This is a genomic window from Mycobacterium sp. SP-6446, from assembly GCF_001954045.1.
Lineage (GTDB): Bacteria > Actinomycetota > Actinomycetes > Mycobacteriales > Mycobacteriaceae > Mycobacterium.
Genome location: NZ_MBEM01000202.1, coordinates 1 through 14,812, shown reverse-complemented (window position 1 = coordinate 14,812; position 14,812 = coordinate 1). Strand labels below are relative to the sequence as shown.

13 protein-coding genes and 2 pseudogenes are annotated in these 14,812 nt (G+C 65.6%); 2 read left to right on the top strand and 13 right to left on the bottom strand.

The window, feature by feature from the left end:
• Positions 1-198 precede the first annotated feature (198 nt).
• On the top strand, positions 199-1,107 hold the full coding sequence (locus A5736_RS26080) for a hypothetical protein (protein ID WP_139333403.1): 909 nt from the start codon (positions 199-201) through the stop codon (positions 1,105-1,107).
• Positions 1,108-1,143: 36 nt separating this feature from the next.
• Here A5736_RS26080 and A5736_RS18010 read toward each other — a convergent pair whose 3' ends face one another.
• The 7 genes and pseudogenes from A5736_RS18010 to A5736_RS27265 all read right to left on the bottom strand — a co-directional run.
• A complete protein-coding gene (locus A5736_RS18010; RefSeq protein WP_076247751.1) occupies positions 1,144-2,361 on the bottom strand; it encodes a PPE domain-containing protein in 1,218 nt (405 codons plus the stop codon).
• A 9-nt stretch (positions 2,362-2,370) separates the two neighbouring features.
• A complete protein-coding gene (locus A5736_RS18005) occupies positions 2,371-2,670 on the bottom strand; it encodes a PE family protein (protein ID WP_240563000.1) in 300 nt (99 codons plus the stop codon).
• A gap of 195 nt (positions 2,671-2,865) precedes the next feature.
• Positions 2,866-6,948 carry a type VII secretion protein EccCa gene (gene eccCa, locus A5736_RS18000; protein ID WP_076247749.1) on the bottom strand — a complete coding sequence of 1,361 codons (4,083 nt, stop codon included), beginning with the start codon at positions 6,946-6,948 and terminating at the stop codon, positions 2,866-2,868.
• Between the two features lie 3 nt (positions 6,949-6,951).
• Positions 6,952-8,448: a type VII secretion protein EccB gene (eccB, locus tag A5736_RS17995; RefSeq protein ID WP_076247753.1), complete on the bottom strand. Its 1,497-nt coding sequence runs from the start codon at positions 8,446-8,448 to the stop codon at positions 6,952-6,954.
• Positions 8,449-8,499: 51 nt separating this feature from the next.
• On the bottom strand, positions 8,500-8,817 hold the full coding sequence (locus tag A5736_RS17990; RefSeq protein WP_076059972.1) for a DUF2710 family protein: 318 nt from the start codon (positions 8,815-8,817) through the stop codon (positions 8,500-8,502).
• 73 nt (positions 8,818-8,890) lie between these two features.
• Positions 8,891-9,889, bottom strand: coding sequence for a DUF5631 domain-containing protein (locus A5736_RS27270; protein ID WP_371328394.1), 999 nt, complete (start codon positions 9,887-9,889; stop codon positions 8,891-8,893).
• Positions 9,890-10,368: 479 nt separating this feature from the next.
• Positions 10,369-10,702 (bottom strand): annotated as a pseudogene (locus tag A5736_RS27265) (hypothetical protein); the annotation flags it as partial.
• Between the two features lie 82 nt (positions 10,703-10,784).
• On the opposite strand from A5736_RS27265, the gene A5736_RS26430 reads away from it, so the two are divergent.
• Complete coding sequence (locus A5736_RS26430; protein WP_175611321.1) at positions 10,785-10,928, top strand: hypothetical protein; 144 nt, start codon at positions 10,785-10,787, stop codon at positions 10,926-10,928.
• An 8-nt stretch (positions 10,929-10,936) separates the two neighbouring features.
• Here the strand turns inward: A5736_RS26430 and A5736_RS17980 are convergent, their stop codons facing one another.
• The 6 genes and pseudogenes from A5736_RS17980 to A5736_RS17955 all read right to left on the bottom strand — a co-directional run.
• The gene (locus tag A5736_RS17980; RefSeq protein WP_076059975.1) at positions 10,937-11,248 is read right to left on the bottom strand and encodes a DUF2694 family protein; all 312 of its coding nucleotides are present in this window, start codon (positions 11,246-11,248) and stop codon (positions 10,937-10,939) included.
• A complete protein-coding gene (locus tag A5736_RS17975) occupies positions 11,245-11,562 on the bottom strand; it encodes an ESX-1 secretion-associated protein (protein WP_076247746.1) in 318 nt (105 codons plus the stop codon). Before A5736_RS17975 ends, A5736_RS17980 begins: the two co-directional genes overlap by 4 nt.
• Before the next feature lie 51 nt (positions 11,563-11,613).
• Positions 11,614-13,038 (bottom strand): DUF4226 domain-containing protein, encoded by a 1,425-nt coding sequence (locus A5736_RS17970; protein WP_076247744.1) that lies wholly within the window; start codon positions 13,036-13,038, stop codon positions 11,614-11,616.
• A 135-nt stretch (positions 13,039-13,173) separates the two neighbouring features.
• The gene (locus tag A5736_RS17965; protein WP_076247742.1) at positions 13,174-13,536 is read right to left on the bottom strand and encodes a DUF4226 domain-containing protein; all 363 of its coding nucleotides are present in this window, start codon (positions 13,534-13,536) and stop codon (positions 13,174-13,176) included.
• Positions 13,537-13,583: 47 nt separating this feature from the next.
• A complete protein-coding gene (locus A5736_RS17960) occupies positions 13,584-14,420 on the bottom strand; it encodes a C40 family peptidase (RefSeq protein WP_139333402.1) in 837 nt (278 codons plus the stop codon).
• A pseudogene (locus tag A5736_RS17955) lies at positions 14,417-14,812 on the bottom strand (transcriptional regulator); the annotation flags it as partial. The gene A5736_RS17960 and the pseudogene A5736_RS17955, both read right to left, overlap by 4 nt.

Below are 14,812 nucleotides of genomic sequence, written 5' to 3'. Positions count from 1 at the left end.
TTCGCCGACGCCTTAGGTCAAAGCCTCGGCGGTCACACGGGCATTCGAGCAACGAACGCCGAGCTAACACTGCCAGCGCGAGTTGGTTCTCCGGCCGCACAGAGGTCACCCGCCGCGCACGTGCTACGCCATACCCGACTGCGGAGTAGACGGCTCCTTGCCGCGTTAAGCGTTTGTGCGGTACTGGTTATTGGTGGAATGGCAGCGATCGTGTTCCCCAAGATCAACTCCGCCGACAGTGGTCAAGTCGCAGAAGATGCGCGCCGAGGCGCCCGCCTGGCGGCACAGCACTACTTAGAGGCGCTGGCACAAGGCCATGCGTCGGCGGTACTAGCGTCAGCCGCACCCCAGCCAAGCTCTACGCAATTCCTCACGGATGCGGTTTTGCAGCACGAGATCGCCGGGGCACCGATTACCGGCATGATGGCGGACAGCCCGGACACCGACCGCGCGACAACTCCCGACGCCCAACGGGTAATCATCGCAGCGCAATTCGGCGATGCTTTGTCGCAAGCGAGCGTTTGGTTGCGCAAGAGAGCGGGCCAATGGCGCCTCGATAGTGCAACCGTCGCTGTGCCGCTCGGCCCCGCGGGTGCACAAAACGAGTCGTTGAAAGCTGTTGCGGTCTGGGGTGTTCCAACCAACGGTGTAAACCCGATCATCGTTTTTCCTGGAATGCTTCAGTTTTCGTCGACCAACCGGCTCGTGGATATCACCTCACCGCCACTACCAGTACTCCTTGACGCACTGGCGGCTGACGCGCCCGCTCCCACGGTACGGCTCACTGCCGCCCTTAATGACGCGGGTCGGCAAAGCCTGAATGCCGCGATAGAGGCCCGGGTCCGGCGTTGCTATGCCGGTGATCCTCCGGATCCGAGCTGCCCGCATCAACTCGGCTGGAGCCCCATGCCCGCTAAGCAGATATCTCCGACACCTGGTCGCTTTACCAACATGGCCTACAACTTCGACCCGTTGACCATGCAGGTTCACGTGACCGGAACAGGGTTCTGGACTTCTCAAAATCCTGACGACACCAAAAACATCTTCGATTCCATCTGGGATGTCAGCAAGGACCCACCTGTCTTTGTGCGCGGAGGTCCGGGTTGATGCCCACCGGGTCCCGGTCGCTGAGCGGCTAGCGACTTACGCGTCCTGCGGATCGCTCGGATCGCCGCCGACCACGACGCGGGCTCGCGTCACGGCGGCGTCCTTGTCAGACTCGCCTCCGGCGCCACGGGCCAGCATGCCCGCAGGCGACATCGGCATCGCGCTACCGCCCATCCCGGTTGAGGCGGTGGGACCGCGCACCTCGGCGGCGTTGAGCACGCCCGCCCGCAGGCTGGTCGGCCTGCCGCCGGTCTCCGGCTCGAAACTGCTGGTGGGCCGCGTGTAGCTGGTAAGTGCGGTACCAGGGAACCCGCCGACTCCACCGCCGACGCCGCCAACGCCAGCGGCACCGGCTCCGCCCGCACCTCCGGCACCCGCCAGCACGGGTTCCGCAAGCGCACCGGCCGAAGCCGCATTGGGCGCCCCGGCCGCCGAGAACATCCCCGTCATTGAAGACATGAGCCCTTGCGGCATGCTGCCGAAGCTCTGAACCGCCTCCATCGGGGCCTTGAACGCATCCTGCAGCGGTTGCATCAACCCGGACACCATCGACATGGGCTGCTGCATCAGCGAACTCATCGAGCTGCCCGCCTCGGCAGGCGCCGAGCCCGCCTGCCCCGCAGTCTGGCCGGTCTGATTCGCTGCCTGTACAGCGCCGTTCATACCGGTCTGCGCCGCCGCTTGGGCGACCGACTCAGCCGCCGCCGCCGGGGCGGCCGGGGACGCCCCCATTGGCGCGACGGGCGGCGGCACGGCCAATGCGGCGGTCAACACGCTCAGCGCAGCGGAGTAAGCCCAGCCCACACTCGAATTGTGCGGCCAGTGATGCCCGTGATACTCCGCGATTCGTTCGAGGATTCCCGGAGTGTTTTGACCGAAAAAGTTCGTGGCGATCAACGCCTCTGTTTCCCTGCGGTTGGTTATAGGTATCACCGACGGGATTACCGTCGACCGCGCGATCGTAAAGGCCTCCACGGCGGACTGCGTAATGCCGATCTTGTGCGCCGTCCAGCCCACGAGTGTGTGCAATCCGGCGTTGAGCCCGGTGTTCGTCACCAACGAGGCAAGGGCGCCGACACCCTGCCAGCTCGCGGCCGTGGCCATCGCGTTGACCGTCGAAAGGCCGGCGGCGAGTTCCTTGTTCGTGGTCTCGGTGAGCCAGACCGCGTTGTTGGCGACCACCGATGCCGGGTTGCCCGCCTCGAAGATCAGCGCCACCAGCTCAGGAGGGCCGTTGAACCTGGGGTCGGCCATATTGGCTGTTTAGAGCTGTAGGGCGTCGATCGCGTCAACCGCGGGGCCGACGGCGCCAGCCAGGCCTTGCGCGCCTGAGAAGCCGGCCCGCTGCGCGACATGCTCGCCCGCGGTGGTCAGGTAGGCCGCGCCGGCGGCGTTCAGCGCCGCCGCGAACTCCGCGGAATCGGCATCCGGGGCCATCGGCGTCACCCCGGTGAGCGCGGCAGCGCCGGCAGCCGTCGTGGCAGCCATCTCCTCGCTGATGCCGGCCTCCGCCGCCGACGACAAGTTAACGGCACCCGGAACCATTTCATACAGTCCACTCATTTTTTTGCCTCCGTGCTCTCATTGCCCGGTTCACCCGTCGGGGTCATACCCCCTACGTTCGAGCTTCCCACCAGGTAAGTTGTGTCCGCTGAGAAATCGGCGGAATTGCCTGATTCTAAGTTGGTCGCAGGTGGGTGTCGACTCACCCTCGCCACGGCATTTACTGGAGCGACCGACCGCCCCGTTCGGATCACGCTATTCCGGGACTCCTACCAGCACCCCTTCCATCGCCCCGTCGGTCGTGACCAGCAGGCCACGCCCGGGGGGAAGTTGCTGGGCGCTGACCCGGCCGAACACTTTGACCGCCGCCGGGTCGTTGTCCATGAACAAGGTGGGTGCCCGCGAACTGGTCAGCTTCTGCAGGAACGGATTGGTCACCGAGATCCCGGCCCAGTTGCCTGGCAGGCGCGAGGCGATCACGTGCAGCCCGATCTCCCGGCTGCGCTCGATCAATCCCCACAAGGGCGCCGTCGCCGCGTTCTTTCCGATGATTCCGTGCGGCCGCAGCTCCTGCTCGTCGTCGATCAGGACGAAGTGGTGCGGACCCTCCCACGTGCTGCGGCTGAGCAACTCCTCCTGGCTCAGACCCGACGGGGGCAGGCGATCGCGCATGATCGCGGCCAACCCCTCTATCACCTCGTCGACGTCCTCAGCCGTGTAGGCATAGGCGCGCACGTGCGGGCCGCGGATCTTGCCGATGAGCGACGTCTTGGGATCGATGATGGTGATCTGTGCCTGCTCGGGATCGAACCGGCTCATGATCGCCTGGCCGAACGCCGCCAACGTGGTGGTCTTCCCGCACAGCTGCCGGCCCAAGACGAGCATGTTCGGCACCGTTCGCGCCGGCAAAACCACTGGCTGCAAAGCGCTTTCGCCAATCGCAAAGGGGACGTTGAGCGGGTCGGCCGCCTCGGCGGTAGCCGCGAACGCGCCGAGAATCTGGCCGAGCTCAACCCGCTCGGGAAGTCGCGCCAACCTCTCCAGCCTGCCCGCACCGGTCACTTCGGCAATGACCGCGCCCATCGAACGCGTCGCAATTCGTTCGCCGGTGGCCGACGTGAGCTCCGGCATCCCGACGAGCAGCTCGTGGCCCTGCCGGGTGACGCCGAAGCCCGGCCGGTCCAGCGTGTTGCGAGCGGCCTTTCTGCGCTCGAAGCCCTCACCCATCTGCGTCTCGTCCGGGTTGCTCAACCGGAGCTGGATGCGCGCGTTCGACACGTTGACCAGGCCCTGCTTTTGGCCCACCAACCACGCCGTGGCGCTAGTCATGACGTGGACGCCGTAGGACAAGCCCTGGCGCGCGATCCCAATGAGGCGGTCTCCGATCGAGGGATCCTTCTCGTAGAGGTCGCTGAAGTTGTCGACGACAAGGAACACATCGCCGAACTTGTCGTCGGGATCGGTGCCGGCTCCCGCCGCATCGGTGCCGAATCGCCGTTCCCGAAATTCGGAGATGTCGATTTGGTACTGCTTGAACGACGCCTCGCGGCCCAGGATCAATCCCTCGATCGAGGCGATGGTCCGCGACACGCCCTCGGTGTCCGTTTGGCTGACGACCGACGCCACGTGCGGCAGGTCTTCGACCGGGTAAAGCGACGCCCCGATGCCGAAGAACGTGACCCGTTCGGGCCGATACATCAGCGCCGCCGAGGCCATCAAAGTCATCAGCGTGGTGGACTTGCCGCGCTGAGCTGTCGCGACCACCATGACGTTGTCCATCTCGGCGTCGATGACGTGGACCCTCTGATCGTGCTCTTCGGGAATGTCCACAATGCCGACCGGGAAGACAAGTCCGGTGTTCTCGCCGTAGTCGACGTGCCATGGCTTACCGCGCCAGCGCGCCACGAGCGCATCGATCGGCTCGCTGATTTCCAAAGGCGGAAGCCAGATTTGGTGCGGGGGACGTGCGGGATGGGAGGTCAGCGACTCCCGGATGACGTCGACGAGCTTCTTTTTGCGGAATCCGTCGGGGTGAAAGAGGAACTCGTCGGGCTCCTCGGGCTCGTCGGCGACGGCTAAGGCTGCGCTGTCCGCTTCGCTGAGAGGCTGGTATGCCCAGGTAAGGGCGCGGGGTTGGGAAAAGCTAACGTCCACAGTCTTATTCACGTTGACCACGCGCTTGGGCACCACGAACGGTGCCGACACGTAGAAGCACCGGAACTGCTCCAGGTCGCGGGGCCCCACCTTGAGTAGGGCGTACCCGTTCTCTTTCGACGGAAGATGCAGCGCCGCATCGCTACCGATCACGTCACGGGAATCTTCCGCGGTTTCGGCGCGCAGCGCTACGCGGAAGGCGATGTTGCTCTTGGCTTTACTGAGCGACGACAGATCCAATCGCTGGCCGCCGAGAGTGAAGAAGACGTTACAGCCGCGACCCTCCTGGCCGATGTGGATGACCAGATCAATCCACTCGGGATGATGAATGAACAACTCGAGGTATTCGTCGATGATCACCAACAGGATCGGGACCGGCTCCAGGTCGCGGCCGGCGAGGCGCATCTCCTCGTACTCGTTGGCGTCACGCGCGCCGGCTTCCTTGAAAAGGCGGTAACGCCTGGCGATTTCGCCGTTGATCGCCTTGCGCATGCGCTCAGCCAGATGACGGTCATCCTTGCCGAGGTTGGACAACGAACCCGCCACGTGTGGAAAGCCCTGTAGGTCCTGGGCCGCCGACTCGAACTTCATGTCGACGAAGATCACGATGAACGTTTCCGGCGAATGTGTCAGCGCGATCCCGCTGCACAGGGACAGGAAGTACTCCGACTTGCCCGAGCCCGACGTTCCGATCACGACGGAGTGAAACCCGAAGCCACCAAAGTCTTTGGCACGCAGGATGATGTATTGCAGCTCGCCGCCCTGCTTGACGCCGACGGGCACCATCGCCCACTTGTGGTCGCCGCGGCCGCGGCTTTCGGCCCAAAGCCTGTCGACGTCCAACTCGCGCGGATCGCTGATGCCCAGCGCCCGCAGCAATTCGCCGCCCTGGCTGTCGGTCTCCGACAATTCCCCGGCGGTCATCGGAGACCAGCGGGCGAGCGCTCGCGCGTATCGATTGGCGGTGCTCTCGGCGAGCATATCCGCGACCGCATAGAAGGTGCCGCGGTGCGTGAGCCTGCCCTCGTGCAGGCCGAAACGCTCGCTGTCGTCGGTGAACCCGACGCCGACGCCCGGCCGCGTCGCCAGCCGCAACACGGTGATGCCGGCCATGCCCTTCTGTCCGGTCACGCCCTCCCATTGCTCGGGCGTGCCGACGTTGTCGTCGACGATCACCCAGTGCGGGCCTAGCGCCAGCCCAGGGGCCGACTCCATCGGCGACGGCATTGACGTGGGGCTGGTTCCCACCGGTGGCGCCCACGGTCCGCGGCCCTTGCGGTGCAGTTCGGAGTCGAGTGCCTCTTCCAGTTCGGTCGGTGACGCGAACACCAACCGGCGCAGTCCGCACGCGTCGAACATCTCGTCGTGCTGGTTGTGCGGGAGCCACACGATCCACGACCACAGCTCGGGATGACGGGTGACCACCATCAGCTTCAGATCGTTGGGGCCGTGGTAGACGGCCAGGGAGCACAGGATCGCGCGCGCGAAACTATGCAATTCGCCCGGGTCGTCGCCGATGAAGCTGAATCCGGGTTTCGCCCGCAGGCTCAGCACCTTGCCGATTCCGCGAATTTTGCTCTGTTCGAGGATGAAATCCCTTAGCGCGCCGCCGGTTACCGGTTCGAGCTCTTCCCCGACGGGCACGTCAGGCCACTGCAGTGACACCGCCGATTCGCTGGCTTGCTGCACGCCGATGCCCAGGCGGACGTCGAGGAAATCCGCGTCGGCCACGCGCCGTTCCCACATCCGCGGACCGCCGATGACGGTGTCCAGTTTCTGTGGATCACCGTGCACGAAAAGCTGGCTGCGCCGCTGTTCCTGAGCGGCGCGCTGGACTTCCTCGCGGTCTTCGTCCAGTTGGCGTAGATAGCTGCGGCGTGCCTTTTCCTGCTCCCCCCAACTGATTCGGCGACCTCGGCCGAAGCGCCCGCTGAACATCAGGGTCCCGAAGCCGACGAGACCGATCATCGGGAAGAACCCCGACTGCAACGATCGAATCCCCGAGGCGTACATCACCACCAACGTGCCGACGATCCCAACCAGCAGCGCGGGTAGCGCGATCATCAGCAGGATGTTGCGCGGCTCCCGCTCGGGCAGCGCCAGCGGCGCGGCGACGGCCACCCGGACGGGCGGAACGCTCGGTGGCGGCTTGCGCCTGCCCCTAACGAAACCTCGTTTGGACATTGCTTAACCCCCGCTTGCCTGATCGTTGGAATCGGGAATGGGCGCCACGGCTCCGCCTCCGGACACCGCGTCGCGGGACACCAGCGCGGCATCGCGACTGATCGCCGGCCCGGGCGCGAATGTACGCACTATCGGCCAGGGCGCTTGGACGGCCAGGCGTGGATCCATCCCCAGTGCCTTCAGTGTGCGCTGATCCGATTGGATCCCATACCGAACACCTTGCGGTGAAAGCCAGTACAGGCTTTCCCGGCTGTCGGAGGTGCTGACGCCGCTTGTCGTCGTGACGAAGTTTGCCGCACCCGGCAGCATCAATGTCTGTTGTGCCTCAGGTGAATTGGGGTCGCGGTCGTCGCGGACCAGATGGACGATGCGATCGTCCATGGCGATCGAGACCGGCAATCCCCGCCCGCTGAAGACGGTGATCCTGGCCTGCGGGTCGCCCGGCTGCTTCTCCCATCCGACGCACGTCACCGGGTTGGCCGAGGTGTCAATGAATTCCATCTTTCCCGACGGGTAGTAGTCGACGTCGAGCACGTCGACCACCGGGATCTGGATCAGCTTGTCCGGCCCGATCAGGATCGGTGTCGTCGAACCCTCCGAATTGGCGGTGCGCAACAAGTCCGCGACGAAACTGGTGATCTTTTGGACGCCGGCCGGCAACAGCACATAGAAACCGTTGACGGTGCCGCTGGCGTCGCGGGTTTCCAGCACGCTGCCCACTGGGGAGCCCGGTAGCCACCGAGACGGTGTGCCTTGGCCCGGAATCGCGGGCAACACCAGAGGTTCCGTCGAGGGCATCGCATCGAAAAGTGCATTCGAGATTTCGATCGGATACGTCACGCCGGGGTCAAGGCCGAGGTTGAACGTCACCGATCGGTCGGTCGGGTCGATGCGGGATCGCTGGCCTTTCCAGATCACATAGGTCGCGCCCTTGTGGGTCGCGAGGATGGCCTGCGTCGGGCCCATGGCCGTCGACCGGCCGAACGGCGAGAGCTGGCCGGCGATGGAGGTCACCACCGGAGCGGTTCCGCTGCCTCGCGTAGCGGCGGTGTCGCACACCGACCATGCCGATACGGCACTCGCCGTGATGGGCAGGCTGTCCGGCGCACCGGGAATCCCGATGATGGGGCCCGTCGGGTACTTCGCGATCTCGCTCGCCTTGACCCAGGTGGGCGCGCTCGCGTTGCCGATCGCGAGCCGCGCGGAGGTCAGGTTGAGCGCGGGGTAGAGGCGTCCGTTGATCTTCGCGTAGACCGCGCCGGTGTCACGGTCACCGATGATGGCGGACTGGCCGACCAAACCCGCGGGCTTCATGACGTGGAGGAGCGCCATCCAGCCGAGGCCGATGAGGACGAGCACGATCGACAGCGCCACCGCCGCTTGCTGTTTGCGATCGTCGTGCTTCATCCGCACTGAGAACCTGGTGATCGCGGCACGCAATCGCCGGTTGTAAAAAAGGTGCCCCGAATTCTGGTCCCGATTGGACAGATTGAGTGGCACGGTCATTCTCCTTTCGGCGGTCGATGCGGATCTGCTGCATCGACACCGACATCACTGCAACTGGCCCCCATACCTTTCCCGGTTCTCGGTTTCGGCCTCTTCGCGGAGGGCCGCGATCGCGAGGTTCAACCTGTCGGCCAATTCTCCGTGGGCGTAGCCGGTCATCACGCCCGGATGCAGAGTCAACTCGAGCAATCTGCCGTCGGAGTTTGCAACGGCGCGGATATCGCCCAAGTCCACGCTGTACGTGACTGTCTCGGCCTGCGCGACAAGCGCTTCCCACTTGTCGGCAGCCTCGCTCAGGTCCCGCAAAACCGATTCGACGAGATCCTTGTCGCTCAGATTCGCGCGACTGCCCGATCCCGACACGTTGACAGTATCGTCGACCCCTCCAACCAGCGTCAATTCATGATTTGGGGGCGGCCACGACGCGGCCGGACCTTCACGGCTTGGTTGTCCACTGACTCGCCGGCGGCGCGTCGAGCTTCTGAAACCAGGCGAAGTGATAGTTCGCCGATACCGCGTCCCGCGCGACGAGGCTTTCGGTCGCGGCCAACAACAAACAGTTGAGTAACAGCGCGGGTGGGATATCCGGATACTGGCCCAGGAGCTGGTAGCGGGCGGTGTCGAGGTGCACGCGCAGCAGGTCGACTTCTTCTTCTACGACGCCGGTACCCGCCGCGGCGGCCTTGGCCAACGTGTGCACCAACCGCGGCAACCCGTCGCGCCAATGCGTAGCCCGACCCAGTTCCCATCCCAGATCGTCGACCGGCGGCAGCTCGCGGGGCTGCACCGAGGATTCCGTCGCGGCGACGTCGTCCGGGCGGCCTATGAAATCGCCGGGGGCGTAGGTCGCCATTCGCGTCGCCTCGTCGAGCAGCGCGGAGACTTTGCCGCGGCGACGCCGGGGCTCCAACAACCTAACGCCTGCCGGAAGCGTGATGCCCGACGGGATCCACCCGTGCGCAAGGTCGGTGACCAATAGCGTCGTCCCGTCCGCGAGATCGCCGACCGCCCAGTTCAACTGTGGTTCTTGGTGGACAACGAACGCGAGGAGCCGCTGCAATCGTTCGTCGTCGGATTCGGCCACAGCGGGGGCCTCAATGGCCGCCGGGGCCTGCGGGGGTTCCGGCGCCTCCGGGGTCTCGACCGTTGCAGGGGCCTCCACCGCCTCCGGCGGCTCCGGCTCCGCGGGCTCTGGCTCCGCGGGCTCTGCCTCGGCGGGCTCGAGCTCCACGATCGGCAGCTCCGCGGTCTGTGCCTCCACGGGCTCGGGCTCCGCGATCGGCAGCTTTGCGGTCTCAGCCTGCACAGGCTCCGCTTCGCGTGGCGCTTCTAACTCTTCCGCCAAAGACGCGACGTCCGGCTCCACCGACTCTGGCTCCACGATCTGCAGCTCTGCGGTCTCCGCCTCGCGGGCCTCGGGCGCGATGGCCTCCATGACCTGGGCGGCGTCCTCGCGTTCCACCGCCACCTCGGCCTCGGCCGCCTCGGCGGCTTCTTCGGTCTTCTCGGCCTCGGCGCTCCCCGCGGCTTCAGCCTCCGCGGCTTCGGTTTCCGTAGCCTGTTCGGCCGCCGTCACGTCCGGAGCCTCTTCGGTCGTCGACTCCGGCGCAACAACGGTCGTGACGGCGTCGTCATCGTCGGGCGCCCGATGCCGAGCCGCCGAAACCTGGGGTTCGTCGCGATCATCGGCTGGCGGAGCAGCCGCTACCGGGGGAGCTGTGGGCGCCTCGTGGCGGTCGCCCTCGGCTGGCTCCGCCGGCGCCGGTGCGGCATCCGAGGGTGCGGCAACGGCGGGCTCCACATCCCTAACTGCGGGTATGACTTGCGTCTCGTGGATGTCCCTCCTGGTCACACGTTGTCTGACCTGCGGGCGCCGGTGGCCCGCGAGCATCTCGGCGCGCATCGCGCGCACATGACGAAGCGTCGATTCGACTCGGCGCTGGGCGTGGGCACGAGCTTCGTCGATGACGCGGGCCTCTTCCGCCTCCCGTGCGGAATCGGTCATGTCGGCCCGCTTGATGACCTTGAGCTCGTCGTTCGCAGTACGGGTAATCCGCTGCAGGTCAGCCCTGAGATAGTCTGCGAGCGCGGCTGTTTCGCCGGTAATCGTCGACAGTTCGGCAGGCCAAAGCCCGCCTGTCACCCAAGGGGTGCAGTCGATCTGAGAGCTGAAGGCCGGAATCTCCAATGATTCCCGGGTAGCTCTCCGGAGGCGCTGACGCGCCGCTATCCGACCGAAGATGGCCACGGGCTAAGCCTACCGGCATTCGGCAGATCGTTTATTCGGAAGGTGAATTGTGCAGATCCGAGGGCCTGAGTACCGTGAGGGCATGGCTGATTCTGCGCTGCAGCAGCAACTCGACGAAGTCCGCGCTCTGCTGAGCCGCGCGCGAGAGTTGTTCGGCGCCAACCCCATCGAGCCGCCGACCGACATCGCTCCCGATCCCGACATCGCCAAGACCTGGGTCATCTAGCTGTCGGCCTAACCCGCGTCATCTCGCCGGCGCAGCTTGTGCGCCAACAGTTTCTCAATCGCCGCATCGAGATCGTGCGGGGTAGGCACGGCCGTCGACGGCGTGTGCCCGGCGGCCACGATTTCGTCGCGAACTTCCAGCAACGCTTTCAAACACGACACATCCGCGGTCAAAAGAATGCCCTTTGCCAGGGTTTGGGCGTCGGTATCCATTGCCTCTTCGCTCAACGCGACGCTGTGCATATATCCGCCGCGGCAAGAGCGGACAAGGATGTGTCCGCTGGGGTGAACCGTGTCGAAAGCGGGATTGGCGTCGGTCATCGACCGCCGTCGACTATGCCGCCGAGCTTTCCGGCCGCATCTTCCTCGTGCTGGTCCCAGACCGCCGCCGAGGTATTCAGTTTGTGCGCCATGTCGGCGTGATCGTTGGCCTGTTGCTCGTAGCACTGGCGCCTTAGCTCGAGCAGCTCGCGTCCGGCGTCGCGCATTTCGCTGAAGATGGGCCCCAGCGAGTCCAGGCTCTCCTGGATTGCGGGGTGCGATGACGGAACGGTGCGCAAGTACTCGGAGGTGTCCTGATGATGCGCGGCGGCATCGCGCAAATGTGCGGGCACCACATGGATTCGATCTGCCATCCGCTGTCTCCTCTTCATGCGCCGCCGGTGAGAGCGGCGAGATCACTATTGTCAGGTAGTCGCCGTCCCCGCCGGGCGGGTGGGTGCCGGTGTGTCGGTCGTAGCCGGCGCGGTCGCGGCCGCCACCGGCGGATGCTCCCAGCCTAGAAAGCTCGGCCCGCTTACGGAGGCGATGTGCTGAATCTGCCCGTCGAGAAGGGCTTTATCGTGGCCCAGGGCAAGCGCGTGGCGATCGGTGAACATCCCGATATCACCCGGTGCGAGCTGCAGCGGCTCGATCGGGTTGGTTACCGCCGTTCCCGGTGGGGGAATGGTAATTCCTTGCTGGTGGAATGCATCCGCAATCGGTGCTCCGCCAACCGCGGCCTTGATCGCCGCGGCCAGCTGCGGGCTGGCCGCCGTCACCGTCTCGCCATTGGGCAAAGTGACCGTTGTCGGACCCGCGGTCTGCGGATCGCGTTCATCCGTTGACGCGCCGTCCTTATGGGTATCGGCCTCCTCGCCGGAGTCGCGATCGGTCGGGTCGGACTCTTCCGACGCCAGCAACCCGCTGTCGTCCAGACCGCGCGGCCCCGGATCGCTCGGCTCCTGCGACCCGACAAGCGGTAACCCACCCGGGCCACTCCAACCGGCCAGCGAGCCAGGCGTGCCGGGCAGCGAACCCGCGCCAAAGTTGGGAATGCTCGGCGGAACCGGCGCCGACAGCGCCGCGGGCACGGTGGAGCCCGGTGTCGAATACGGGTCCGATGAATCCCCGCCCAGCGAACCGGGATCGTCAGCCAACAACGAATCCAATAGTGGATCCCAGCCCGCAACATCGGCGGACTGTTGGGTAGCGCCGCGCACGGGTGCACTCGTGGGGGCGCCCGGCACCGGCCGGCTCTCGCCGGGGTTGCTCGGCCCACCCTTGGAAGCGTCGTACAACGATGTCCACGCGGCCATCAAGGCTGACTTCGACGTGTCATCGAGACTTGCATTCGCGACCACGGACCGAATGTCTCTGAGCTTGCCGATGAGAAACCGCTGAAAATCACGCGCGCCCGCCGGGGTGTCAAGATCCGATCGCGTCTGCACCGCCGCTTCGGTCTCGTGCTGCAATTTGGTCAGCGCGTCCCTGCCCTCGACGGTCATCAGGTGCGCATTCATGATGGCCGAAACCACCTGCAAGTCTAGCTGCGAGCTTGCCGAATTCTGGTGTGCTAGAGCGGCTTCGGCGTCCGCGATGGCTTCGGCGGCGGCACCCTGCTGTCGGTCCGACGGCGCCGGCGGCGAACCCGGCAGCGTCCTCGCATCGAACAGGTCGGGGTGTTGCTGTCGGATCTTGAACAGGATCGCGTCGAGTTGTTCCGATCGTGTGGTTGGCGTGACCACGGCAGTCAACTCGGTTCGCGTCAATCCGGTCTGCCAGGCGTTGGGATCGCCGGTGCGGTCGCGCACACGTTTGACCGTGGCGAGTAGTTCGTCATATGTCGACATCGTCTAGGCGAACAGCGCTGCGCCCCAGTGCGGGCGGTGTCGCGTCCCCTCCATGCCGGGTGACAGTACTCAGGCGCGAAGTCGCCGACAATTCACCACGGCGGGCCTGTGGATGAACGGATCGCGCGAATCGGGCTAGCCCGCAGAGCTGGCGTACTGCGCCCGTAATCCTTCCAAGACAGCAGTTTTCGCGCGATCCAGCTCGTGCGCGTCTGCCACGATCGCCACGATTTCGCGTTGCTTGGCGACCAGGAACCGCTGAAACTCGCGGGCGCCCATCGGGGTATCGACGGCGAGGTGGTCCTGGTCCGGGGCGGCGCGTTCGATTTCGTCGGCGATCGCGTCAAGCCGCCGCAGGCTCTCCTGGATCGCTGCATGGGCGCTGGCAAGGACTTCCGTGAGCACGCGGTCGGCCTCAGCGACCGTGCCGTGTTGGTCGGCCAGTGCAGCCTGACGTGCCTGAATGGCGGCTACCGAAGGCCCGGATGGTTCCGACATGGGTTCAACCTATTCATCTGCCCAGGCGACCTGGGTGGTCCTGCTTCTCATATCGGTCGGCGGATCTGAACGTTACTGCCCAATGGGCTGATCCGTACCGAGGCACCCGAGTAGGGCGCCTCGACAACCAGGTTGTTGCCGATGGCCAGTTGTACGTGTCCGGCATGGGGGAAGACGAGGTCACCCGGCCGGACCTGCGATCGGGGCACGGGGATACCGTCGTTGATCTGCTCGTACGTAGTGCGGTCCAGGTGAATCCCCGCCTGCGCGTACGCCCATTGGACCAAGCCCGAGCAGTCGAACTGGTTGGGGCCCGTCGCGCCCCAGACATAGGGCCGACCCAGTCGCGACAAGGCGGCGCGCACCGCGATTCCGGCACGACCGCTTGGCGACGGCAGCCGCAGGCCGGCCAACCCGGGACCGCGGTGGTGGAGCATTCGGTATCGCAGCGCCCGCAGTGCAAGCGAATGCCGTCGCGCGCGCAAGCGAGCCGACAGGATGTGCGCCCGTTGCGCACGCAGGCGCGCGGCACGACGCCGCATCGCCTCACGCTGGGCCATCGGGGTCATAGGGGTGGTCGCGGCGTCGGCGCGGGCTTCGTCGAGAACACTCTTGGTCAGCTCGCGGGCCTGTGCCCGGTCCTGGTGGGCATTCGCGATGACGCCTGACGCCGCGGCATCCGTGCGCCCCGCCGACAGCAATGCTTCCCTGCTGCGATCGGCTAAAACCTGGTAATCAGCTTGGGCCACACCACTATTCAGCTCGGCACTGCGCAACAGCAATCTACGGTAATCGCCGATGCCGGCGTCCAGCGTCGCGCGCCGAGTGCCGCCGGCAAACATTTGGTGTGCACGAGTCAATGCCTCGATGTCACTTCCGATCACGATTCCCCCTCACCCGTGTCCTGGTCGGTCGCGCCCTGGTTGGTCGGCTCGACCGCGTCGGCGAAAGCTCGAACGCGGGGGAGTGCGCCTGCCGGGATGACCCCGCGGTTGCGGATGTCCCACATCTCGTCGCTGCCGACACCGAGCAATGCCGCGATGATCGGCTCCGGCAACGGCGACTGCGCGCATGCCCGATCAAACCGCGCACTCAAGCTGGCCGGCATGCGTTCCAGCAGAGCGCTGCGCGTCTCCTCGAGCGACCGCAAGTGCCTCATGAGCCGATCCGTCGAATCGGCTCCGGCGTTCACGGCGACCCGCCATGAGCTGGCGGCCAGCATCTCTGCCTTCACGCATTGCGCGATCACAGAGAGAATATACGTCTCATATTCGTT

Excerpts from the sequence above, each read along its gene's own strand:
- A5736_RS17970 (WP_076247744.1), bottom strand. The coding sequence starts at position 13,038 with ATGTCGACATATGACGAACTACTCGCCACGGTCAAACGTGTGCGCGAC.
- A5736_RS26430 (WP_175611321.1), top strand. The coding sequence starts at position 10,785 with ATGGCTGATTCTGCGCTGCAGCAGCAACTCGACGAAGTCCGCGCTCTG.
- A5736_RS18005 (WP_240563000.1), bottom strand. The coding sequence starts at position 2,670 with ATGAGTGGACTGTATGAAATGGTTCCGGGTGCCGTTAACTTGTCGTCG.
- A5736_RS26080 (WP_139333403.1), top strand. The coding sequence starts at position 199 with ATGGCAGCGATCGTGTTCCCCAAGATCAACTCCGCCGACAGTGGTCAA.
- A5736_RS17980 (WP_076059975.1), bottom strand. The coding sequence starts at position 11,248 with ATGACCGACGCCAATCCCGCTTTCGACACGGTTCACCCCAGCGGACAC.
- eccCa (WP_076247749.1), bottom strand. The coding sequence starts at position 6,948 with ATGTCCAAACGAGGTTTCGTTAGGGGCAGGCGCAAGCCGCCACCGAGC.
- A5736_RS17965 (WP_076247742.1), bottom strand. The coding sequence starts at position 13,536 with ATGTCGGAACCATCCGGGCCTTCGGTAGCCGCCATTCAGGCACGTCAG.
- A5736_RS18010 (WP_076247751.1), bottom strand. The coding sequence starts at position 2,361 with ATGGCCGACCCCAGGTTCAACGGCCCTCCTGAGCTGGTGGCGCTGATC.
- A5736_RS27270 (WP_371328394.1), bottom strand. The coding sequence starts at position 9,889 with ATGGAGGCCATCGCGCCCGAGGCCCGCGAGGCGGAGACCGCAGAGCTG.
- A5736_RS17975 (WP_076247746.1), bottom strand. The coding sequence starts at position 11,562 with ATGGCAGATCGAATCCATGTGGTGCCCGCACATTTGCGCGATGCCGCC.